The 22,775-nt window shown below is 53.8% G+C and carries 26 protein-coding genes; 15 read left to right on the forward strand and 11 right to left on the reverse strand.

Annotation, left to right across the window (positions count from 1 at the left end; genetic code table 11):
* Nucleotides 1–593 (forward strand): Tn3 family transposase (locus BZK31_RS07155; RefSeq protein WP_157900709.1); only part of this gene is annotated, 593 nt, incomplete at its 5' end.
* Between the two features lie 12 nt (nt 594–605).
* Here the strand turns inward: BZK31_RS07155 and BZK31_RS07160 are convergent.
* The 3 genes from BZK31_RS07160 to BZK31_RS07170 are packed head-to-tail and all read right to left on the reverse strand — an operon-like array spanning nt 606 to nt 1,464.
* Nucleotides 606–818: a GDCCVxC domain-containing (seleno)protein gene (locus BZK31_RS07160; RefSeq protein WP_003089113.1), complete on the reverse strand. Its 213-nt coding sequence runs from the start codon at nt 816–818 to the stop codon at nt 606–608.
* A gap of 7 nt (nt 819–825) precedes the next feature.
* On the reverse strand, nt 826–1,101 hold the full coding sequence (merP, locus tag BZK31_RS07165) for a mercury resistance system periplasmic binding protein MerP (RefSeq protein WP_003150552.1): 276 nt from the start codon (nt 1,099–1,101) through the stop codon (nt 826–828).
* 12 nt (nt 1,102–1,113) lie between these two features.
* Nucleotides 1,114–1,464 carry a mercuric transporter MerT family protein gene (locus BZK31_RS07170; protein ID WP_003089115.1) on the reverse strand — a complete coding sequence of 117 codons (351 nt, stop codon included), beginning with the start codon at nt 1,462–1,464 and terminating at the stop codon, nt 1,114–1,116.
* A gap of 74 nt (nt 1,465–1,538) precedes the next feature.
* On the opposite strand from BZK31_RS07170, the gene merR reads away from it, so the two are divergent.
* The 4 genes from merR (at nt 1,539) to BZK31_RS07190 (ending at nt 4,811) form a co-directional block, all read left to right on the forward strand.
* Nucleotides 1,539–1,937 carry an Hg(II)-responsive transcriptional regulator gene (merR, locus tag BZK31_RS07175; protein WP_003089120.1) on the forward strand — a complete coding sequence of 133 codons (399 nt, stop codon included), beginning with the start codon at nt 1,539–1,541 and terminating at the stop codon, nt 1,935–1,937.
* A 40-nt stretch (nt 1,938–1,977) separates the two neighbouring features.
* Entirely contained in the window at nt 1,978–2,571 is a 594-nt protein-coding gene (locus BZK31_RS07180; RefSeq protein WP_279628787.1) for a toxic anion resistance protein, read from the forward strand.
* On the forward strand, nt 2,571–3,758 hold the full coding sequence (locus BZK31_RS07185) for a tellurite resistance protein (RefSeq protein ID WP_083182092.1): 1,188 nt from the start codon (nt 2,571–2,573) through the stop codon (nt 3,756–3,758). Before BZK31_RS07180 ends, BZK31_RS07185 begins: the two co-directional genes overlap by 1 nt.
* An 84-nt stretch (nt 3,759–3,842) precedes the next feature.
* Nucleotides 3,843–4,811 carry an endonuclease gene (locus BZK31_RS07190; RefSeq protein ID WP_083182093.1) on the forward strand — a complete coding sequence of 323 codons (969 nt, stop codon included), beginning with the start codon at nt 3,843–3,845 and terminating at the stop codon, nt 4,809–4,811.
* A gap of 164 nt (nt 4,812–4,975) precedes the next feature.
* Here the strand turns inward: BZK31_RS07190 and BZK31_RS07195 are convergent, their stop codons facing one another.
* The 3 genes from BZK31_RS07195 to BZK31_RS07215 form a co-directional block, all read right to left on the reverse strand.
* Nucleotides 4,976–5,260 (reverse strand): hypothetical protein, encoded by a 285-nt coding sequence (locus BZK31_RS07195; RefSeq protein ID WP_208617181.1) that lies wholly within the window; start codon nt 5,258–5,260, stop codon nt 4,976–4,978.
* Nucleotides 5,261–5,435: 175 nt separating this feature from the next.
* Nucleotides 5,436–6,410 (reverse strand): DNA replication terminus site-binding protein, encoded by a 975-nt coding sequence (locus BZK31_RS07200; protein WP_083182094.1) that lies wholly within the window; start codon nt 6,408–6,410, stop codon nt 5,436–5,438.
* An 845-nt stretch (nt 6,411–7,255) separates the two neighbouring features.
* The gene (locus tag BZK31_RS07215; protein ID WP_083182097.1) at nt 7,256–8,758 is read right to left on the reverse strand and encodes a 3'-5' exonuclease; all 1,503 of its coding nucleotides are present in this window, start codon (nt 8,756–8,758) and stop codon (nt 7,256–7,258) included.
* A 146-nt stretch (nt 8,759–8,904) separates the two neighbouring features.
* Between BZK31_RS07215 and BZK31_RS07220 the strand changes: the two genes are divergently transcribed.
* Nucleotides 8,905–9,219, forward strand: a complete 315-nt coding sequence (locus tag BZK31_RS07220; protein ID WP_083182098.1) for a hypothetical protein — start codon at nt 8,905–8,907, stop codon at nt 9,217–9,219.
* A 106-nt stretch (nt 9,220–9,325) separates the two neighbouring features.
* On the forward strand, nt 9,326–9,667 hold the full coding sequence (locus tag BZK31_RS07225) for a hypothetical protein (protein ID WP_083182099.1): 342 nt from the start codon (nt 9,326–9,328) through the stop codon (nt 9,665–9,667).
* Between the two features lie 165 nt (nt 9,668–9,832).
* Here BZK31_RS07225 and BZK31_RS07230 read toward each other — a convergent pair whose 3' ends face one another.
* Nucleotides 9,833–10,699 carry a replication initiation protein gene (locus tag BZK31_RS07230; protein WP_083182100.1) on the reverse strand — a complete coding sequence of 289 codons (867 nt, stop codon included), beginning with the start codon at nt 10,697–10,699 and terminating at the stop codon, nt 9,833–9,835.
* Nucleotides 10,700–11,713: 1,014 nt separating this feature from the next.
* Here BZK31_RS07230 and BZK31_RS07235 point away from each other — a divergent pair.
* The 8 genes from BZK31_RS07235 (at nt 11,714) to BZK31_RS07280 (ending at nt 19,223) form a co-directional block, all read left to right on the forward strand.
* Complete coding sequence (locus tag BZK31_RS07235; RefSeq protein WP_083182101.1) at nt 11,714–12,193, forward strand: partitioning protein; 480 nt, start codon at nt 11,714–11,716, stop codon at nt 12,191–12,193.
* 201 nt (nt 12,194–12,394) lie between these two features.
* Nucleotides 12,395–13,528: a ParA family protein gene (locus tag BZK31_RS07240; protein ID WP_083182102.1), complete on the forward strand. Its 1,134-nt coding sequence runs from the start codon at nt 12,395–12,397 to the stop codon at nt 13,526–13,528.
* Nucleotides 13,529–13,687: 159 nt separating this feature from the next.
* Complete coding sequence (locus BZK31_RS07245) at nt 13,688–14,716, forward strand: ParB/RepB/Spo0J family partition protein (RefSeq protein ID WP_083182103.1); 1,029 nt, start codon at nt 13,688–13,690, stop codon at nt 14,714–14,716.
* A gap of 391 nt (nt 14,717–15,107) precedes the next feature.
* A complete protein-coding gene (locus BZK31_RS07255) occupies nt 15,108–15,413 on the forward strand; it encodes a hypothetical protein (protein WP_083182105.1) in 306 nt (101 codons plus the stop codon).
* Between the two features lie 947 nt (nt 15,414–16,360).
* Nucleotides 16,361–17,356 carry a ParB N-terminal domain-containing protein gene (locus tag BZK31_RS07265; protein WP_208617182.1) on the forward strand — a complete coding sequence of 332 codons (996 nt, stop codon included), beginning with the start codon at nt 16,361–16,363 and terminating at the stop codon, nt 17,354–17,356.
* Nucleotides 17,357–17,420: 64 nt separating this feature from the next.
* Nucleotides 17,421–18,047, forward strand: coding sequence for a hypothetical protein (locus tag BZK31_RS07270; RefSeq protein WP_083182106.1), 627 nt, complete (start codon nt 17,421–17,423; stop codon nt 18,045–18,047).
* Between the two features lie 187 nt (nt 18,048–18,234).
* Nucleotides 18,235–18,594, forward strand: coding sequence for a histone-like nucleoid-structuring protein, MvaT/MvaU family (locus tag BZK31_RS07275; RefSeq protein ID WP_083182107.1), 360 nt, complete (start codon nt 18,235–18,237; stop codon nt 18,592–18,594).
* A gap of 143 nt (nt 18,595–18,737) precedes the next feature.
* A complete protein-coding gene (locus BZK31_RS07280) occupies nt 18,738–19,223 on the forward strand; it encodes a hypothetical protein (protein ID WP_083182108.1) in 486 nt (161 codons plus the stop codon).
* A gap of 49 nt (nt 19,224–19,272) precedes the next feature.
* Here BZK31_RS07280 and BZK31_RS07285 read toward each other — a convergent pair whose 3' ends face one another.
* The 4 genes from BZK31_RS07285 to BZK31_RS07300 form a co-directional block, all read right to left on the reverse strand.
* Nucleotides 19,273–20,532, reverse strand: coding sequence for a tyrosine-type recombinase/integrase (locus BZK31_RS07285; RefSeq protein WP_083182109.1), 1,260 nt, complete (start codon nt 20,530–20,532; stop codon nt 19,273–19,275).
* A complete protein-coding gene (locus BZK31_RS07290; protein WP_083182240.1) occupies nt 20,529–20,936 on the reverse strand; it encodes a hypothetical protein in 408 nt (135 codons plus the stop codon). Before BZK31_RS07290 ends, BZK31_RS07285 begins: the two co-directional genes overlap by 4 nt.
* Before the next feature lie 335 nt (nt 20,937–21,271).
* Nucleotides 21,272–22,027, reverse strand: a complete 756-nt coding sequence (locus BZK31_RS07295) for a metallophosphoesterase (protein WP_208617183.1) — start codon at nt 22,025–22,027, stop codon at nt 21,272–21,274.
* 60 nt (nt 22,028–22,087) lie between these two features.
* A complete protein-coding gene (locus tag BZK31_RS07300; RefSeq protein ID WP_083182111.1) occupies nt 22,088–22,765 on the reverse strand; it encodes a GNAT family N-acetyltransferase in 678 nt (225 codons plus the stop codon).
* Nucleotides 22,766–22,775: the final 10 nt, after the last annotated feature.

Consider the following 22,775-nt stretch of genomic DNA (forward strand, 5'->3'; position numbering starts at 1 on the left):
ACGGCAAGCTCAACGGGCTGGCCCGCCAGTCGGTCAAACTCGACCTGATCGCCGAGCACTGGGACGACCTGCTGCGCCTGGCCGGCTCGCTCAAACTCGGCCGGGTGCCGGCGACTGGCATCATGCGCACGCTGCAAACGGGAGATAGACCCACCCGGCTGGCCCAGGCGCTGGCCGAATTCGGGCGGATCGAAAAGACTCTGCACACGTTGACCTATATCGACGACGAGTCCAAGCGCCGCGCCACCCTGACCCAGTTGAACCGAGGCGAAGGCCGGCACAGCCTGGCCCGCGCCGTGTTCCACGGCAAACGCGGCGAGCTCCGCCAGCGCTACCGCGAAGGCCAGGAAGACCAGCTCGGTGCTCTGGGCCTGGTGGTGAACATCATCGTGCTGTGGAACACCCTCTACATGACGGCGGCCGTGGAACGGCTCAAGCAGCACGGCTATCCAGTGCTGGAAGAGGATTTGGCCCGGCTATCGCCGCTGATCTACGAGCACATCAACATGCTCGGGCGGTATTCCTTTGCGGTACCGGAAGAAGTTGCGCGCGGCGAGCTGCGGCCACTGCGTAATCCAGACGACGACCTGTGATCCCCCTAAACGCTATGAGCAACACCCAAGCTGCTGCTGGATCGGCGGGCACTTCACCGAGCCGAACGAACAGAAAACGCAGCAATCCCCTGGGTTGGGGCGCAGCAGCGCCTTGCAGTTGCTGCACTCGTAATAGAACTGGCAGGCGTCCGTGGGCATGGTTTCCGGCTTGGCGAAGCCGCAGCGCGGGCAAGTCAGCACGGACTCAAGGACAATGGCGCTCATCGTGACCTCACTTCTGCACTGTGGAGGGGTATCCCGCGTTCGCGGTCGCCTCAGTCAGTGCCTCGGGCTGGGCCTTATCGGGATCGTAGGTGACGGTCGCCGTCTTCTGGTCGAAATTGACCTGGACGTCACTCACGCCGGACACCTTCTCCAGCGACTTCTTGACCGTGATCGGACAGAGTCCGCACGTCATGTTCTGCACGTCGAGCGTGACGGTTTTCGGGGGAGCCGCCAGCGCCACGAAGGGCAAGGCGAAAAGCACGGCGATCAGCAGTTTGCGCATGGTTAATCTCCTTCAGTAGAACAGCGGGGCGAGCCACGGCACGGCCAATAGGCCGAGCAGCAGCACGCTGACGATCCAGAACACGAGTCGCTGTCGCACGAGCGTGCGCGGATCGGCGCAGGGTGTACCTGGCGTACAAACCTGTGGCACCAGGTAGAGCTTGCGGAATGCCAATCCCAGGAACAGTAGAGTCAACCCGATGAAGAGGGGGCGTAGTGGCTCCATCATGGTCAGAGCGCCCACCCACGTACCGCCGACACCGAGTGCCAACAGCACCAGTGGCCCGACACAGCACACCGACGCACCGATGGCGGTCAGCGAACTCGCGACCAGCGAGCCTTTCCCGGTGAGTTGCATCCCCATTCCCATCTCCTGAGCCTGATTGCCTAGGTGCTATTCTAAACTCCGTACCAAAGTACGGAATCAAGGAGAAAGTGATGGCCACAGAGCTGACCATTGGCAAGCTGGCAGACGCCGCCGGGGTGAACGTCGAGACGATCCGCTACTACCAGCGACGCGGGCTGCTGGATGAACCAGCCAAACCCTTGGGTGGCCATCGGCGCTATCCGGTGGACATGGTGAAGCGACTGCGTTTCATCAAGCGGGCTCAGGCGCTGGGTTTCACGCTCTCGGAAGTCGGTGGACTGCTGACGCTGGATGAGTCGTGCGCCTGTGCCGAAACGCGAGCACGGGCTGCACGCAAGCTCGCGTTGATCGAGCAGAAGATGGCCGACTTGGTCGTCATGCAGCAACTGTTAGGCGAACTGGTGCAGCAATGTGATGCGGGAGACGGCGGAACGATCTGCCCGATCATCGAGGCACTGATCAGAGAGTAATGCCTGGCGGGTGAGCTGGAGATCGGAAAGCCCCTTTACGGTGGGATTCAGAGCTTACGTTGGTTTTTGGTTCCATTGCTCCCCAAACCCCAACATCGGGAACGACCCGGCCCGCTTGCAGCAAGTTGCGGATCTGGACGCACTGATCTCCAACCTCGACAAGCGTATTGGTGACCTCACGGCGCTCCAGCAATCTGCTATGCAGAGCCTGCCGACGATTCGGATGATTCAAGCGAATAACCAGATGCTGGTGGACAAGTTCCACACAATCCGGGAAATCACTGTGCCGGCCTGGAAGCGCCAATTCATGCTGGCTTTGACACTGAACGAGCAGCGGAACGCCGTCCAGCTGGCCACCAAAATCGACGACACCACCAACGATCTCCTCAAACGCAACGCCGAGCTGCTTCACCGCAACTCCGTAGAGACGGCCAAGGCTAACCAGCGGTTGGTAATCGACGTGGACACCTTGCAGAAGGTCCAGGCCACGCTGATCCAGACCGTAGAAGACGTGATCAAAATCCAGCGCGAAGGCGTGGCTCAACGCAAGGCCGCAGAGAAAGAGATCCAGGGCATGCGCCTCGACCTTCATAAGCGCCTGGGCAGGACTGAGACAGTGAAGGAGCTTCACTGATGACAGATCAAGTCCAATTGTTCCGGCTGCGGGTCGACGGCAATGTTGCAGAGATAAACGTTCCTGCAAATGAGCTCGCGGATCGACTGAGTAAATACGGCGTCCAGCGAAAGGACACCTTAGATCGGCTGCTCGCCGGACAGACGCAGCGCGTCCTTGGCCAAAATCTGGAGCTTCTAGAAGTCCTAAGGTCGGGGGAGCAAGCTGAGCCTCTGCCTGTGGAGCCGGAGCGGGCCACATCGACGAAGGCCGAGGCTCAACCGAAGCCTCCAAAACGTGTTCAATCCCAATCCAAGCCAGCACCGCCGACGCCATTTGATGGGGCCCTGCAAGAACTGACCTCGCGGGCGAAGAAGCTGCGCAAAGGCACCCTAATCTACGGCGGTACCGCGTTGGGTTTGGCGATACTCGGAGGTGTATTTTATGCGCTGGGTCTCGCCGCCGAGCCATCCACGGCTATTGATCAGATCCTGGTTCCTGGTGCGATCGCCAAGGCTTTCCAAACAGCTGACCATGCCGGCGGCGGTATCGGCGGGCTTATGGGGGGCGAATCGGTTGTCGGCTCGATCCTCAATAGCACAGCGCTCAAAATGCTCAGCGCGGTTGCAATGATTGCGGGTGTAGGGGCTGCGATCTTTACCCAGCGCGTTTCTCACATCATTCCTGCCATGATGATCGGCACAATGCCTTATGCCATTGGCATGTTCATAGAGGTAGGTGATTCCGCGACGACAAGCAAGCCTAACGAGTTCTTCGCCGCGGTTGAATCGAAGAAAATGTCGACCCTTCAGCGCCTGCTCAGCTCCAGAGAGGATCTGGACGAGATGGCCAGGGCGTATGTGCTAGCCCAAGCATCTATCGTCGACGGCAGTTCGTCGCAATGGGTCGTGCTGACAGCGAAGAACCTACGAGAGGGCAAAATCAACGACAGCTTTGCCGTACCGGCCAGCGTTGCCTACGCCATCGAGGCAACTGCACTAGGCCCAGAAAGCCCATCGCTCTCTGATCGAGCAAAACAGCATCGCCTGAGCGCCCTGGCCGATGCAAGCGAATGGAAGCGCAACAGCTTCTGGACACTTCTCCTGGCAGGGTTTCTTTGCGCAATCGCCACGGGTCATGAATCGATCGCGCAAGTCATCTTTCGCAGAGTTCGTCGCATTGGTCAGTTGCTTACCCCAGCGCGGTAGTTAATGCGTGAAGCACACAAACCCAGGCTTTGCTTGGGTTTTTTTTAGCCCGAATAGCTGAAAACCACCTTTTAGGGAGCAACCGTGAAATCCATCCTCATGATGTGTACGGCCATGCTGATGGCCACGTCCCACTTCGCTTCTGCTTCAGCACCTTTGACCTTCGAGCAAGCGAAGGTTGAGCTGCGCCAGAAGGTCTATTACGACCGCAATACCAGCGAAACCGGCGACCTCTACTGCGGGTGCAGCTGGAAGTGGGTAGGGCAATCAGGGGGACGTGTCGACTTCGCCTCATGCGGGTACGAAGTGCGCGCTCAGGAAAACCGCGCCCAGCGTATCGAATGGGAGCACGTGTTGCCGGCATACGCCTTTGGTAGCCAACGGCAATGTTGGCAGAACGGCGGGCGCAAAAACTGCGTTGATACCGATGCGGTTTTTCGGGAAATGGAAGCTGACATGCACAACCTTGATGTGAGCGTCGGCGAGGTGAACGCTGATCGCAGCAACTTTCGCTATGGCGTTTTACCCTCAACGCCAAAGCAGTACGGCGCTTGCCCGACCAGAACAGATTTCCAGCAGCGGGTCACAGAGCCTCGCGACCAGGTAAAGGGGGCTGTTGCTCGCATCTATTTCTACATGCACGACCGTTACGGGCTGTCGATGTCCAAGGCACAGCAGCAGTTGCTGATTGCCTGGGATCGTCAATACCCGGTGACCGCGTGGGAACAGGAGCGTGACCGGCGGATTGCCCGAATAATGGGGCACAGCAATCCGTTCGTAACAGGTGAGCGTTCTTGGAGTCTCGGGATGCAAGTGACGGGAGCCGGAACTATGGCACAGACCATTCAGAGCGAGCCTGTTCAGCACCAGGTAGCTGGTGGATACGCCTCCAGCTCGATCTCGCCGGTGATTGGCAACCGCAATAGTAGTGTTTACCACCTACCAGTGGGCTGTCCGAGCTATGGAAAGGTCGGAACGCGCAACCGGGTAGAGTTTGCCAGCGCTGCGGACGCTGAAGCTGCGGGTTTTAAACGGGCCGGAAACTGCCGATAAGGGGCCGTGCGGAGCGGATACGCGGTTTTGTAGTCTGGGGCAAGCCTGAACCTTTCCCTGCCCCCAGGACGTTGTACGGCGGCTACAGCAAGCGTGAGGCGAGTATTCTGGTATCTCAGGCACGGCCGGGTGTATCAGATAGAATTCCCGGCCGACCTCAATGATCAATCAACTGTCTGGTGCTGTTTCGTATTTGCTGCCTGCTGGGGCGTTACCAGCTCAGGTTGGGCCGGCGTCGTGGCCAAGGTATGAGTAATCACCGAGCCGCTTTTGTTTGCCAGGTTCTTTGCCAGGGACTCCCGGACAACTTCCATAGTGAGTATCCGTGAGGTGGCAATCGCAGCTTTGAGGGGCTGGCCAGCTGCAACCAGTACCTCAACCATGTCCAGGGCCGTATTCACGCCGGCTTCGATTCGTTTCTCAACGCCATCAATCATCATCTCGTCCATCTCCATTTCAGGCCGCTTGCGGGATGCAGCGGACTCAGCGGAGCGTACTCGGGTCAAGAGGGGCTTGAACAGCTCAGATCAATGAAAGGGCATTCTTTGCATCCTAATTATTAGGTGGCTATTGGTTTAACATAATCCCTATTATGCGTATAACTTATTGATAAATCGGAGAAATTTATTTTCGGCCTTCGATGTCTTTGACCGACTCTCGGTACGTCGATAGCACCTCGGGTTTCTCTGGCTCGCCGGGCTCCTCAGCAACTGGGTCCGAAGTGGATGAGGCTACGAAAAAGCGCCCTCCAGGGAGCGCCGGCAACCGGTGCTTTATGTCAGTCCGTTTTGCTGATCTCGAGTCGCTATCGAAGTCCTTGAGGCCAACGACTTTTGCAGCTGGCTGCCCATCGAGTACGAAGAATGGGAGGTTGGCATGCAGCATTGCGTCATACCGGCTTCGCTCGGAAAACCAAAGCATGGCCCGTGGATGCGGAGCGATAGGCTTTGGGACATCTAAAAGGTCGGTTTCAGCCATGTTTGCGATGCTGCGTAGATCGATCCACTGGGGGCTATTCTCCACCGGCTCGCCGGTGGCCACGGATCTTTCATGTGCCTCGGCAAGCAGTACCTCCCGGACGTGGCCAACAGTGACACGCTCTTTACCTGAGGTGTGGCCGGCCCAGGTGAATGTGATCTGTCTTGGGGCCGCGTCAAAAACCTGAACTGCTCGTTTCAGCTGATTGAGAGAGAAGTTTTTCCCAAGGGCCTGGCGCATGATGTTAGAGCGGCGGCTGACGGCAACGTTGCGAAACATTCGCTCGGCCTCGATCGCATCCACAAGCTCGCTCTTGCAGCGATTCACCGCCCTACCCTCGTCAAGTATCGATCCGGAGAGGATAAAGTACCCCGGCAACCGAAGCACGGTACCCGGAGCCTGGCCAAGATCGCGCTCGAATTCGCGTAACGCTTCTACCGCGGCCAAGATCGCGTCAGTGCCTGTCAGTACCTGGACGTTGATTCGAGAAGGCGTCCTCTGTTCAGCGAGCAGCGGGATGCGCCAAATCATTCCGCCGACAACCAAGGCGGGCCACTTCTCATTGAAAGCCCCAACCGTTTCGACCAACCGTTTGTAAGCGGAGACGATTGCGTCAGTCATCTAGCATTCCTCATAATACCACCCCTTCACTACGGCTATGCCGCATGCCCTCCTCCCCCTCCGCTCCTGTTTAACATGGAGCGACGCGGAGGGTGCGAAAGCGATCTCTCGATTGAGGGGATGGTATTATCGAGTATCTCAAATTCCGCCCATAAAAAAACCCGTTGAGAACGGGCTTTTTTTTCGACGTGCCTGATCAACGACTTCGGACTGCCTCAAGAGACAGCAGATCCTCGATGTGATCCGCAGCGTCGGCTCGCAAACGGCTCTCCAACCTTTCTCGACTTATGTGTTCAGTTTCGCTCGGCTCTACGAGCAATACTACATACCCTTGATCCCGCAATTGCTGAAGCAAAGCTGACTGGTCGGTTGAAATGGGCATGAGAATATCTCCTGTGATTAGCGGGTTGGGTTCAAGAGTTGGAACAGCCTACTGAAGACGCCTTTGCGCTTCAGTTCCCATGTCTGCCAAACCCCGTTCATAGGGCCTGAAGCTGTCAAATCATCATGAAAGCGAAGTAGGAACCTGGTGATGCTCTTGCATTCTGCGCAGTAGCCACTCGCTTCTATCGTGAAACACCGCTGGGACGGCCGGGTGACAGTTCCCCTAAGATGCTCGTCAGGGATGGCTTGGTTGCAGCCGCTGCACTCACCGACTAACTCATGCCAGACTGTTTTGTTGTCAAACCGAACAGGTAGCTGGCTAGCAATGCTCGGCATCGCGAGCAGGTCCAGATCGCGCTGGGTTGGCTTTCTCCGACTCATCTTTGTTCCATCTGCACCCTAGTGATCAGATCCGATCCTAATGCGAGCCCCGGAGAACCCAAGCATATGATCGAGGAGCGCTATGCGGCATCCACCTGTTTCTTCCTGAACACCATCGGGGTATTTGGCTTGCGGCCGTCACGCCGGTCGACGAACTCTTTCATGATCGCCAACATCGTCGAGTTGACAGCCAGAACCTGCATAGCACGGGTACACGCGACGTAAAGGAGGTTCATTTCATCGATCCATGATTCCTTTTCGTTGTCCGGGTTGAAGGGGTCGAAGGTGAAGTCCTCAGCCAGTTGCACAGCATCCCATTCCAAGCCCTTCGAACGATGCGCAGTGCTGAGAGTGATGGTGGCTTCCAGCTCATCGGCGACAGCATTGCGCCGCAGTTTGGTAAACAACTCCGGGAGATCCGCGCTGTACTGCTCGATGATCTTGATCGAGCGGTTCATCTCAGGGTCTTGGCTTTCATCGGCGATCTGCTTGTAGAGATCATAATCCGGGTATTCCTGGAGGAGTTTTTTCCCCTTCACTCGGTCACGCCACCCCTTCGATAGCGCATGTAGGTCTTCAAGATCCTGCAGGTTGTAGCCCTCGATCCCCCCAACCCAGTAGATCTTTGCACCAGTCTCTACATTGGCCAGAGCCGTCTCGATCACTCCAACCACCGTCCGGCAGAGTACGGTGCGATGTTCAAGGTCAGCCCGTAGCGCTTTTGAAACACGAGTCTCGCCACCCAGTCCAGCCAGTTGGCGGGATTCACCCTTGAACGCGAGAACCATGTTGGCGACGTGCGCAACGGCAGACCCAAACCGAAACGACTGAGTGAGGTAATGGACTTCCGCTTTCTCCAGCCAGGTCGCATTGAGAGCGTCAACTGCCCCCCTGAAGCGGTAAAGCATTTGGTGGCCATCACCACAAACGACTACACCCATACCGTATGCCGCCTGCTGCGCAAGCACACCTGCAATCACTGGATTGATATCCTGTGCCTCATCCCCCAGCGCAATATCATAACGGTCCCGCAAGTTTGGCTTCGAGAGAGCCCAGAGCTTGAGATACCCATCGTGTGTCTGATTGGCAGCCTGGTTATGGATGTCGCACATTTGCAACCAAAGTTGCCTGGCACCTTCTACGATGCTGCCGGCGGCGCGCTTCATTCGGTCCGTTTTGAGCTTACTGGCGGGGCAATGACATACCTCGATGTCGTCATCAGCGCTGGCCAGATAATTGTTCAGCGTTTCTTGCACGCTGCGCACCATCTCCCAGTTCTGTGAGCCGATAACTCTCGCGATGTCGGTCAGGCGCAGATTGCTTGTGAGCTTGTGTTTGTACTTCGATCCGATCGACGCATAAGCCAAGCCGTGGGCTGTTTTGCACGTCACGTTCGGCGGAAACTTTTGCTTGGCAGCAATCTCGACGCTCTTGTTGTAGCAGAGGTAGAGCAAACGGCATTGAGGCCGGGCCTTGGCGTAGCCAACAAGCGTGGTTGTCTTCCCTGTTCCAGCAAAAGCCACCAGCTTGACGATACGGGCCAACGAGTTAATCGCCGGTTCCTGTTCGTGGGTGAATTTCATGCCTTGGATCTCCGTTCTGATATGCCTCCATGGTTGCATAGTCACGTACAAACCCAAGTGGGACTGATAGCTCTACTCTTCAGGACATTTGGGTATTCCTGGATAGCTGGCAATGTCTTCTCAAACCCGGAATCAGAGCAGCAACCATGACTTACGACGAGACCCTTTCCTCCTATCGGCATCTTCTTGAAGCCAATCCAGGGAAAGCTTTGAAAATCAGCGACGATTGCTACGCGGTTTTGATCGGCGGAACCTTGAGCGGGGCATACATCAACTTGGATGGGACTGTTGATCTCGGGACAATCTTTGAGTTTGATCGTGAAGGCTGGGATGCAGAGTGCGAGTGCTGGGAAGGTGATGTCTCTGGGGTGCAAACAGCATTTTGCATAGCCACGCCCTCCCTCGTTGAGATTCCTGTTCCTGGTGCGGGAAGTAGCACGCCCAACCAGAGGAAAAAATAATGCTAGGGTTACCCGGCAAATCGAAGCCAAACAGGGCCCTGGGAAGGCCATTTGGGATTTTAGACACTGCTGGCAGGATGAATACAGATAAAGGGAGCCGTAGCTTATGACAGCCATCCAACTTTTCCAGCAGCGCCAATCGGAGCCGGTCTGCACCGATTTGATTCAGATGATTCGCGACGGCATGATTCGACGGCTTAAGCGATTTGTTGTAGAGCCATATGATGACGGCATCACCTGGGGAATTCAGACAGTCGCAATAGCAACACCAGACGCTGATGACGGCGACCAGTTTCCTGTCGTGATTGTCGACCTTCACGAAGATGATCAGGCTGCAATGTCGTTTGCTTTAAGCGTCTTCGACGCGCTCAAAACCGCAGGCCGAGCATCAAGCGAGGATGTATGCCAATGGAGGCGAAGCCTCTTTACGCTTGTACCTAGTTACTGAGCATTTACCTGCCCAGACCAATCCAACCCGCCACCAAGGCGGGTTTTTGCTTTGGAGTCGGCACCAAAAGGACAACAAATGACGACTGGTGCGCCTGGATGATACTGAACGTCGCGGGGAACCCTGTTAGAAAAGGCACAAACGGTCGTCAGATGACGACGCATGCTATTCTGGGTGCTCTTCATCCTCAGCCGAAACAGTGAACAGCAGCCCAGCTTCCTGAGCTTCCGCCAACTCACCCAACGGCTGAGTAGCCAGCCATTCGCTATCTTCTGCGGGGTCAAACTCAGGGAGAGGGGGAAGATCTTCAGGCTCAAGTTCCAGATTAAGCGGGAGCTGTGCGACGTCACGGAAAGTGAACTTGATTGCGATTACCTTCCGCCCTTCCCTCTTCAACTCGTAGCTGACATCCAGGTTGCTCTTAGTCTTCAGCTCCGCAACCGCCGGATCTATAACTCTCTGGCGAAGGTTGTTGAATCGTTGATAGGCATCCGACAATCCGAGGGCGACCCGCAAGGATTCGACCTCAATGTAGGCCCATCCTGTCTTCCGAAACTGCATCAGCATCTCAAACAGACGGAACGAATGGCTGGAGTCCAGGCAGGCAACCCGCCGAAGATCATAGCTAGTCACTTTGCTGTACAGCATCGTGAGATAGGGCATGACATGGATGGTGAACGACAATTCAACGCGACCTTCACCATCCAAATACTTGGCCCGATCAACCCAACGCTTCCGCTCCATGCCTGACCCGTCAAAGGTCTTAATATCGCGCTCGTATAGCTCATCAGCAGCCACTTTCATCTGCTCATATGCATGCCTGAGCTGGACGCCGTAGATATCCGAATAGTCCACGGCCGAAACAGACACCTTTTTCGGCATGGGCCTTCTTGGATCGAGCTTGCTGATAGCCGCGAGGATCAACCGCTGCTCGTTGAGCGTCAGCCGGTACGACGCGGTAATTAGCGTATTGGATTTGGTAACCCGGAGCGGCTTTGGTTCCGGCTTGTCAGGTTTGGGTAAATTGGACATGTCTGGCCCCACGATTAGTAACGGAACCCTACAGATAGATTACGCTGTAGTCGATACCCAGAAGTCGGTTAGGCTCTCGGGCCTAGTAAAAATGGGCCTTACAGCCAACCACCTCATCAGATCGTAAAACAATGGATGGATCTGTAGTCGATAGACAGTAGCCGTAATCTGTAGTCGATTGGCATCCGTTAGCCATGTAGAACAGCCGTAATCTGTAGTCGAAAGAGTGGGTGACCTTCGATCCACAGCCGTAATCTGTAGTCGATACCGAAAATAAGGCTGCAAAACTACCTGGTGATCCCCTTCCACACAGAGCCGTAATCTGTAGTCGTATCGAGCTGGGGACTCTAAAAACAGCCGTAATCTGTAGTCGATAGGTCCAGGTATGGAGCTGAATGACTTTTTTTTTGGCGAATCCGCCAGGGAATAGGACAAAACATCTAAGATCGCCAAATAAACGGCGAACAAATGAAAATATCCATTAAAAACAATGGGTTACATAGGTTTATGGGTAAAAAAAGGGAACGCGGGCAAATTCAGAACACAAATTTGCTTGAAATCGAGCCATAGAAACTCAAACTCGTGCTACGTGCAGCATCCATCAGCCGGAATCTGTAGTCGTTAGACGCGTCCCAGGCCCTGCGTCAGGCCTGTGGATAACGGCCGGAATCTGTAGTCGTCATAGCCGGAATCTGTAGTCGCTTCAGCCGTAATCCATAGTCGCAAAGCCGGAATCTGTAGTCGCAATGCCGTAATTTGTAGTCGATGATCCTCTGGAGGCCACGTAATACAAGGGCTCCAGCTCTCTAAAAACAAGAGAACAACAAGAGAAAAACAGTTAAAAGGCTTTTAAAACTGAAAAGCCAATTTTTCTGAGGGTTGAAAAGCCAAAGCCAAACGCACGCTCAGAATCCGATGGCTGTTTTTCCGACGACAATTCGGTTCGAAAGCAGCACACCCACCAGGTCGGCGAGGAGAAAATGATCCCATCCGAATATGACCTGGAGGAACTCAATGAATACTGCCGCTTTCGCGGGCGTCGCAGCTTATCTGCTCAGCATGGCTGTCATAGCGCCGGAGCCGGTAAGCCTGACTGTAGGCGTCACAACGATCTTGGACGTCCAGCAGCAGTACACAATCATCGACAACATAGGTACCTCCTATACCGGTGGGCCGGTACTGAATCTTTCCGAGTGGGAGGTCAACCTCGATGGTGTCACTGACATTCAGCTGGCTTTCAACGCTGATGGGGTCTTGGATGTAGCTACGGTGAAAGCTGACAAACTCCATCTGGGCGAAGTACTGGAAGGCATGAGAAGCCAGCTTAAGATCAGCAGTGATGAATCCTCCCATGGCTTTGAAAACGTAACTTTCTTGTCCGGATCAACAGAAGTAGTTATCGAATCACACCCTATGGATGCCCAATTCACAGTCAACTACATCAGCGCGGATTTCAAACGCGCACGCAACGACGCCCAAAAACAGTACGCCTGATCGCTGACCTGGACTCTCGTTTAACCTAAAACGAGTTCGGGTTTAATCTACAAAATACCCAAGCTAAGCCGAACTGCGAGATGAGAAATGACGTTTCCAGTTCGGTTTCATAGGCCAAAATCCCACGTGTACCATGATTTTCCTTGAAAAAGCGCCTTAACGTATTATGATCCATCTGTATTCAACAATGCAGGGATCGTCATGCAGCAGCCAAGCGAGCAGTTTGAAGAGGAATCCGTCTATTTCACTGATTTCTCCACCCTCCTCTACCCCCCAAAATTTGCAGCCGATTGTTTTGGATTGACTACCCGTCGTCTTCAAGACATTGAGGATGAAAACGGGCTCGAAATTCGCCGTATTGCTCGCGGCACTGTCCCAACTCGGGCTTATACACTCAGTGATATTTTCGATATCGCAGCGATCCGCAGAGCGAAAGGTCAAGCAAAGGGGCTACCACGGCAGGTTGTGATTTCAACTTTCGTTCCCAAGGGCGGCACAGGAAAAACGACCGTAACAGTCAACCTGGCAATTTACCTTCAGATGCAAGGACTCCGGATTCTTATCATTGATAACGATCCCCAGGGCGACTCGTCGAGCGAGCTGGGGTATGACCCAGACTTGGCAAGGTCTGACCTTGAATCGATGGGAATTCCTCCAGAGCGCTATGTTGAGGGCAATCTAGGGAATCTTCTGAGCCCAGAGCTGAGAGGTCGACAATTCGAGCCATTGTCTTTTGATCAAGTCATCAAAAAACCATTCGGGGAGAACGGCCCCCATCTCATCCCAGCTGACGCGTACCTCGAGGATCTTGTTGTTGCTTTAGACGCCGAAAACAATATGGATTTCTGGTATGCAGACTGGCTGGAGCGAGCCAGAACCGGAGAGATTCCCGGTATTGATACGTCATCCTATGACGTGATCCTTTTCGACAATGCCCCTACCGCTTCTCGGCTCACAAAAAACTCCATCGTCGCTAGCGACTTTGTTATCTGCCCTGTTCGTATGGATAAATTCTCTTTCCGCGCCCTTATGCGGTTGAATGAATGGATGGTTCGATTTGCCAAGGCATACCGTCGCTCCCCTGTTGTTCTCGCAATCCCGACAATGTTCATCAGGAACCGTAAACGCATTTTGAATAACCTTGTTGTTCTGAACGATCTCTTCCCTGGTCGGGTCGCTGAAGAAAAGCTCTATTACTCAGAAGATTATGGTAAGGCGCTCGACCAGGGAATTCCTCTGATCGTATGGAAAGGCGCTACCAATAAAACGATCGACTCTATGCGCTCAGTTTTTAGTGAAGCACTCCAAAAGGTCCGGGAGTTTGCATCTCAGTGATTGGTGCTCGGAGCACCACTTGGCTGTTGAGCCTTTCTGGTGCTCGGAGCACCACTTGGCTGCTGAGCCTCACTGGTGCTCGGAGCACCACTTGAGAACATCAGCAGACCCAGAGTTTAGATGCGCTCCACGTTACAGCGGTTAATTGAAGGAGAAATCATGGCTAAGTCAGAGGATTTTCCAGGGAAGCCAAAAGATGCGCCTACCTGGATGTCAGGCGTCAAAAGGAAGCCGGCAGAATTGCCAGAACCCAATTTAAGAGTTTCGGTTAAGGAAATGCTTGCTCAACAACAGGTCAATGAGCCAGCTGCTGAACAAGCGGTAGCGGCCACCACGGTGGAGAATAATCAGGTCAAAGTGTCCGGAAATGTTCTTGAAACGGGAGCCCAGAACGGTGTCATAGCCGAGATCCGCACGACCAAAATACGGGTATCGCCATTCCAGCCACGTCTGGCATTCAGCGAGACAGCTATCGAAGACCTTGCAAATTCGATCGCTTCTGTTGGCCTGGCCAAGCCAGTCACTGTCAGGCCGATAGGTGGTGGCATTTATGAGCTGGTTGGCGGTGAGCGCAGATGGCGTGCTCACAAATTGCTGGGGCGGGAGACCATTACGTCATATGTCCGAGAAATGGACGACGCCTTGGCGCAGATCCTTGCCCTGACGGACAACGAAGGCCAAGAAGCGCTCACGGAGTACGAACGAGGTAAATCATACGCAAAGATCTTGGACTCTGGAGGAGAGCCATCGGTCAGAGCCCTGGGCCGCCGGTTAGGAGTCAATCACTCTATAGTGAGTAGATGCCTATTGCTGATGGACCTTCCAAATGAAGTGAAAGCCATTTTGGACACGAATCCAGGACTCATCGGTGGGAAACGGGCGAAGGATTTTATTGAGTTCAGCAGTAAAGAGCCCCAACTAATTCTGAAAGCCGTGACGGCTATGCGGGACGAGCAATGGACTCAGGAGCATGCTCTGAGGTGGGTTGCGAAGGAAATCGCCTCGCGCGATCAGCAGAAATCGCCGAGCAAGTTTACTGATAAAGAGATAAGTGGAATCGGCAAGGTGCGGGTAGACGGGAAAAAGGTAGAGCTCCGATGTGAGAAAACTGTCGACGCCAAGAGGTTGGCTGAGCAGTTTGAGGCCTTTTTGAAGACCATCGATCGCTCTCTGATCCTAAGCGAATGAGAATCAATAACTGTAACTAAATATTTCAGGCGCTAAACCGGTTAGAAAACGTGCACACGAAGGCGATGTGCCATGACAGAATATGGTTTTCAGACTACGAGATAAGGACATATGGCAACCGCAGTCGCGCAACCAGAACACAGAGTGGTGCAACCGCAGACACGATTCACCGCTCTCGCACAGCTGTCCAAGATTGAGCCTGAGCACCTACTCGGCCTGAGCCGTATTGAGCTGTTTTCGGTGATTTCAGAGCATTGGCTGAAGTGTTCTGCTCCCGCTCGGATTCACATGTTGAGCAGCGAAGATCGATTCATCCGCGGCGAAGCGCGGGCTCAAAACAAAGCATTAAGCGTTACGCAAATTTGCGTGGACCAAGCTCCAGGGATTATTTATGAGCAATTCAACCAAACACCGTATCTCACTGGCGTATGAGCACGAAGGTGAGGTGAGACAGGCCACAGCTGAGGTAAACCAATCGAAGGCGAGCATCACCTTCAACGGGCTTCCCAGCGTAAAGTTTCAAGTGTCACTGAGCGATCCAGAACATGTGACATTGCAGTTGCCAACTGACCGCGTTGGAAAAAAACCAACGGTTTCTTGCGACATATCCTCTATCCCTGAGTTGGAAGCGGCGATGGTCGAGGTGCGCAGGCAAGGTTGGCTCGGGCCAAAGGTGTCAGTGAGTGAGTGCGGATGAACCCGCGTCGGTGCCTTGCTCCGAGATCTGGGCGAGTGGAGTTGACCCCAAGGAATCGCACAAGTTCATCCTTTTGCACAAATCGCAATTGACCCTCAAGCTCTTTCGTTACTCTGCTGTCCTAGTGCGCGCAGAGAGTAGGCCAGGAGGCCGCAGGCCTAGCAGGGAAGCTCAAAGAAGGCTGTCCCGGAGCATCCCAGGCTCCGGTCGGGAAATGATCTACATAGATCCCCGCAGTAATCTATGCTTCCACCAGCCTGATCGCCTTTCTTCTGTAAAGGATCGAGCTTACGCCGGGCAGGAAACTCAAAGCATCAATTCAACGAAACTAATTACGCCTTAAATGGTCTGTGATGGCCTAATGTTTGCAGTAGACATGGCCCTAGCTTATGCTGTGCTATGAGACAATTTTTTATAGGATTTGCCGTTCTGCGACCAGTTTACGAGCTGAAAAATGACGAACTTTTGACGCCGTTTCTGTGTAGTTATGCGGAACTGTATATCTATACACTGATTAGCATGCAGCCTTTGCCTTGACAGAAAATACCGAGATTCAGCCATGATCACAAAGATGCCGCCCCATGTAGTCAGAAGCTTTCCCTACTGGGAAACGCCACCAGAGCCGGGCCAGGATTTGCATGAATTGAAATGGGGTGTCATGGAAGTCCTTTCAGACAAATCGCTTAGATTTGTTGACACTAAACCGGATCAAGCAGCACTCGAAGAACTAATAAGCCAACTTCAAGAGAAGATTTAATTTTGATTTAATTTGTTGTTTTGGCTTCTCTAGAACACTAACCCCTGCTTATACGGCAGGGTTTTTTTTGAGTGAACAGTGAGCCTAGAGTAGCGACAATGATCGCGAATTCAGACGTAAAAACGACCTGAAAAAGCGTCATTTGTGCACGTCTTCGACGTATCGTTCTTGGATAAACAGGAACGAGAAGATGCTCATGCAAAGCTATGATCTTGAGTTTCACGATTACGCTCAGCTATTTCCGCTAATCATCGGAGATGACTACGAAGCCCTGCTTGAGGATATTGATGTCAACGGACAGCGTGCCTCGATCGTTCTCTATGAAGGAAAGATCCTTGACGGTCGTAACCGATATCGCGTTTGCAAGGATCTGCTGATCGAGCCCCGGATAGAGGAATACACAGGGGATGATGCTCTGGGGTATGTCCTCTCTCTGAACCTCTATCGACGGCAGCTCACAGTGGCTCAACGGGCATTGATCGCTGCCGAGCTGTCCTCATTGCGTGGGAGCAGCGCTATCACGGTCGACCTGGAGAAGGCAGGCGGGCAGGAGCTTGAAGCGGCGAAGATGGCAATTGAGGAGGCAGCCAAAGTCCTGGGTATAAGTCCTCGCTCTGTGTCTTCTGCATGCAAGGTTGTCCGAGACGGCACCCCGGAGCTGCTGGATGCTGTCAAGGCCGGCGAAGTAAGCGTATCCGCGGCGGAACAGGTTGCTAAGCTGGATAAAAAAGCACAGCAAGAATTGTGCAGCCGCGGACCTAAGGCAATTCGAAAGGTCGCGAAGGACATGAGGGAGGAGGGCAGATCGAAACCTGCCAAGACCGATAAGCCACTTCCACCCTCAGATAAAAAAGATCTCCTGCCTCCGCCGGTACCGCTTGACGATGATGAAAGTGAAGATGGCGTATCAACACCTGATGCGCCAGCAAATCAAATAGCTGCGATTGAGCAAGAATCGGATGTTTTCTATACCTCTGAAAGAAAGCCCGCGGCTCAGCTCCTGTTCGAAATGGCTGATGCTGGAATGCAATTTGGCCGAGAAGCCGAGGGCGTGGCCGACGACATCATGAATGAGGTTGAGGAGGGCCTGGATCTTCAGTTCCTTGCATTTGTTGTGGACGTAGCCAAGAGGATAGAAGGTCGGGTGAAGGCGAAAATGCAGGCAAAATATGCTGATGAGACGTGAGGGTTGGGATTTTCTGGAAGGGTGATTTCATAGGTAAAAGCCCGAACAGAAAGGAGTACCCCGCATGCAAACACCTCAGAACGACACAGTAATGGATTTTGGCCCGAACCTCTTTACCGGCGAGGATGGGGATGGGGGTGCGGTTGCAGCTGCAACTGATGGTGCAGATGCTACGAACGAGGCCCAGGAGCGTGCCGGGATTGAGTCTCATCAGCTCACTGAAGGTTCTGTCAAAGAGAAGACAGCTGAAGCCGGCGGCCAGGCCGGTAGCAGCGCTCCCTCAAACAGCAATGTTGCATCTGGATTGAATACTGAACAGGCAGCCACTCAGCCCACGGCTGGGAAGTCCGAAGTAGGCACCAAAGCCTTGTCTAGTGTGAAAGCAGCCGTGAAGGTCTTTGAAAGCATAAATGGCTTCGACGAGCAAAGCGCGACACAGCGTACTGTTGTTCGTGAATTGATGTTAAAGCAGTCCGAAGCTATGGAACTCAAGCTCCAGGGCAATAAACCTCTCGAGGGTGAAGACTTTGACGCCATTGCTAAGCAGCTCCGGCGCGAGAACAACCGCCTCGACACCCTGCTTGAAGGAAAGGAGTCACTATTCGGCAAGGCTCGGAAAGCAGCCGAAATTGCGATCGAAAACATGCAGGGCGTAATTGCCGAAATCAACCGTTTGGAGGAGGAGGCCTAGCCCTCCTGGATGCTATGACCAAGAAACTGTTCACCAACCTTCAGTTTTATGCCTTCTGGCCTTCCGCCGGATTCCTTGCTGGCTATGCATTCTTTGCATCGGCAGGCATGATTTAACCAGCAGTCCTATCAAGCCTGGCGCGGGCCGCCACGGCTAAGAGCAATGAAACCCAAACCAAGGAGACAAGATGTCCCTCATCACCGAGTACCGAGCCACAGAGGCAGCCATCAAGGAGCTTCAGGAACGACTGGAGAAACTGAGCGGGAATGGAGCGCTTTTGAAGGAGATGGAGTTCGAGAAAAAGCTGCGGGCCTTGATGTCTGAGTATGGCAAGAACCTGCGTGACATGATCGCGATTCTTGACCCGGACTATCGCAAGCAGATTCCCCATCACCCTGGCAAACCTCGTGCACCACGAGCAGTGAAGATCTACCGCAACCCCAACACCGGTGACCTGGTTGAGACCAAGGGCGGCAACCACAAGACGCTCAAGGAGTGGAAGCAAGAGCATGGCGCGGATGTAGTGGAGACTTGGCGAACCCAGTGAGTTGGCGCTTCCGCTGATCTCCAAAAAAACAAGGCCGGTGATCCCGGCCTTTTTTGTCAGTTTGGTTGCCCGCCAGGAGCTTGGGTTTTTTCAATTGAGTGGGAACTTGAAATGGAGGTAAATAACTATCAACGGAGGACTAAATGGATAACACTGAAAACGCCGATGAACGCCTGTTGACCACGGTTATGGATGAAGTGCAAACAGACTTCAGCATGGCAAGCATTGCAGTTGAGAAGATCCGTCAGGGAGCTGAAAGCATTGCCGCCGGCGTGCATGGTCGAAACCATGTAAAGGCGTCATTCGAGCATCATGACGGTACGCCTATGTCGCCTGAAGAGGCCTTGGCTCATCAATGTGTTCATGCGGCAAGCATCGGAAAAGCCCTCGGCCGGGAATTTCTACTCAAGGCACCAGCTCCCCTCCTGGAGCAATTTACCACCGTGGCCGGAAACCGTAACGTTCCGGATAGTGGGGCAATGATCGCAGGCCTGCTGCATGGGTTCATGATTGCATTCGCAACAAGGGAAACGGAGGAGCGTGCTCTGAAAGCGATGCTGGAGGTGGCCCGGATCTGCGACGAGGCCAACAATATTCGAGGCACCAATTTCGGCCAAGCCAGCGAATAAATTGCATGTTACTCGGGCGCTCCTAACAGAGCGCCCATCCTCTGTGTCATCAGGCAGCGGGCAGACCCTTGGCCAGGTCTGTTCCAGCATCGGGGGATAGTCCCGACACCAGGTCCGATACTTTACCCCTCACCTGGGGACCATTGGCCGCAAGAAAGTCCCCCCAATCCTTCATCAGGGCGCGACGCTTATCCAGCAAGTCGCCTCGGTTGTAAGCCGCTTCAACCTTACTGCTGAGGGTATGCGCGAGAGCCATTTCGCAAACCTCACGCTGGTGATCGGTTTCTTCCGCGGCCCACGTCCGAAAGGTAGATCTGAAACCATGCGGTACGACGCCATCGACCTGGAGCTGATCGAGCACCCTTGCCATGGCATTGCCGGGAATAGGGCCTGTTCGCCAGGAGTTGAGAAATATCCAACTGTCATGCTTTCCGATCTGCTGCCGTAGCACCTCGAGCATTTGCTCTGTAAGGGGTACCCGGTGAGCCTTGCCCGCTTTCATGCGTTCTGCTGGGATGTACCAGATTTTTTCCTCCCAATCTATTTCCGGCCATTGGGCCCCGCTCACCTCTTGGTTACGGGTCGCAGTCAGAATTGCGAATTCAACAGCGCGAGCTGCTGCCCCATCCAGGGAATCGAGCCTGGCCAACAGCTCGGCCGTGCGTGTAGGCGTCGGAGACGGGAAGGGGACTACCGTATGTGATTGCTTGGGCAAGAGCTTGTCGAGATGACCACGCCACCGTGCGGGGTTTTCACCTTGCCGAAGCTTCAGTGCCTTGGCTGCATCGAGCACGAGCTCTATGCGATTCCGGACACGGTTCGCCGTGACGGGGATCTTGCTCCAGATCGGCGTCAGCACATCCAGGATATCGTCCGTGTCGACCTCAGCTATCCGAAATCCGCCTATGACAGGGTAGACATGCTTCGTGAGGGAATTCTGCCATTGCTGGTGGTGTTTCTTGGACCAACTCGACGAATGCGTGCGTATGTACCTTTCTGCCGACGCCCGAAATGTGTGGCTCGTTGTGGCTCGAGACGCTTTGGCAGCTTTGGCTTTCACGCGCTCAGCGACTGGATCGACGCCACGGGCGATATCGAGTCGGTACTTGTCAGCCTCCAGTCGTGCGTCTCTGAGGCTCAAGGCTGGGAATGTCCCCAGGGCAAGATCGTGCCGTTGTTTCGCCAGCATATAGCGAAAGACCCAGCTTTTCCTCAGGGTAGCTGATACACGAAGAATCAACCCTCGGCCGTCCTGGTAGGAGCCGGGCTGGTCGACATCCTTGACGAACTTAGGGGTTAGTTTGCTCATGAGGTGCCCCCGGTCTCCGGGCCGCTCTTTTCATCTGCCGGCACGTCATCCTGAAAAGCGAGAGAAATGTTCTCCGGCCGAATGAGGTCAGGGCACGCAAGCTCGTACCCACCAACTGAAACGAGGTGTAAACCGGAGCGATCGACGGCGAGAACGGAAATCGCTCCAGGCTCGTCATCGAGCGCTTCACCGAGCCAGTTACTGAGTGCGTCTTCTACTGCCAGCATCGACCCAAAGAAATAGACCATTTCCTTGGCCTCACCGAGTAGCGTGGAGCGAGGTCCAATCTGCGGCCGTAAACCTTCTCGGAAGATGGAGTCTAGATTATGGGTTGGCGTGACGTGGTAAATCTCACCTGAAATCGGAACGTTTTGAGCGTGCTCATTCGAAGCATGGTTTTGCACTACGGTGTTCCTCGCGGCTCGTTTGTTCGCAGGCGCTGATGCTGCAATCGCGCCAGATCTCGCCGGAATGTAGGAGGATAAGGTATCCCCATACAAAACGGCTACAGGCCTGAGGCTATAAGGGATTCTAGGAAACCCAAATAATACGTCCCACATCATAGCCCACAGTTACTGCCGAGCAGAAAGCCCCTTCCAGGAAGGAGAGGAGACCTACCGCCGACAGTCGCCGGCGTCGAGTGCGTGAGCAACTGGACCAGGAGAGGTTTGGGGAGGGGGAGAAGGGGGGATCGACCACCCGGCAGGAGGACTGAATTCTCGGGCTGGTCGTTGCCCGATCAGATTGAGTGGATGGCTTCCGAGCCGCCAATTTCAACCATGGTCAATAGCCCATCTTCAAAAACGCCACCAGTATCAATGTATCGAACATTCCCTAAATCAATGACGGCAGGAACTTTCGTGTGACCTACATAGATCCTGTCAATACCTGCAACAGGTATTGTTGTTTGATTTACATGGCGGGATCTACGCCACATAGCCTCCGTTGCGTGGTAGTTCCTATAAGAGTCGCCTAGCTCACCAGTCAGAGCCTCCTCGAAGCGCGACCAACTTAGGCATGTGCATTCAGCATGAACAATTCCAAACCTTTCGCCGTTGCGACCTTCAACCTGAATAGCGACGGGTAGACCATGTAAAGCAAGGCCTATGTACTTCTGCTCTTCGGAGGTAAGGGAATAGAACCATTCTCCACCGTACTTCCGGTGTCCAGCTGGTTCGGTGTCCAGTCCGCCTTCGACACACCAGTAGTCATGATTCCCCATAACGGGCTTGAACCAAGGCTTTTTTAACCAGTGATCAACCTGGCGTGACTCTGCCCCTCTATCAACCAAGTCACCTACCGAAAATAGTCTGTCCGAATTTTCGTTAAATTCTACCGAAGATAAAAGTTTCGATAGCTTGCTGAATTCACCATGAATATCACCAACGACGAAATCACGCCCAAAAATATTAGCTCCATACTTGGCGTAGTAACCATTGGCACTCACGCTGGTCGGGTCATGAATTGCAGAATGATGAGAAGCTTTGGGCATCATAATAGGCTCGCGAAACGCTGGAATACCTGGAGTACAGACCATTTTCGGAACGGATAGCGCCTAGATGGATGCTGGTTTTTTGCGCTGCTCAACGAAGGATGCAACCTCTTGAGATATGCGCTTTGTTTCAGCGTCATACTCATCGTTGATAGCAACAGCTTGTTCCGGGCCAAGTTCGCTAATCAAGCGTTGAGCTTCCAGCGAAACGGCACTTTGCTTGTTCAGGTAGTGTGGATCTATGACGTTCATATTGTAGGAACCGCCAATTCGCATAGCGACTTGAGCCCCTTGGGCCTCGCACATTACGAATCCGATCTTCTCGTACACCTCAACGAGTTTTGGGAAGCAACTAAGCGCTATATCGGAGAAGCGCGGTTTAAGGCTTGCAATCATCATTGTCATAACTCCTTGATTGCGGTAATCAGAATCGACGCAGATGTAATTGATCCCGCAAGCAGTTGGGGAGTCGATTGCGCGGGTCAGGATCATGAATCCTAAAACATTGGATGCGGTGTTCATGGCCATTACAACTTCTGAATTGATCATCAGGCTAATTGCCGGATCTAGTTGAAGTTGAATGTCAGTCAACATCCACGCACGGATTACGTCGAACATTGGGTGGGCAGCGTTCATTGGTCGGTTGACCAAATCTTGGCTATAGCTCTCAGCCATGCGCAGAATTTCTTTTTTCTGCGAATCACCAAGTGTTTTAAGATTTTTGATTGTAACAACGTCCATTACTGCTCCT

The organism is Pseudomonas floridensis (assembly GCF_002087235.1).
Lineage (GTDB): Bacteria > Pseudomonadota > Gammaproteobacteria > Pseudomonadales > Pseudomonadaceae > Aquipseudomonas > Aquipseudomonas floridensis.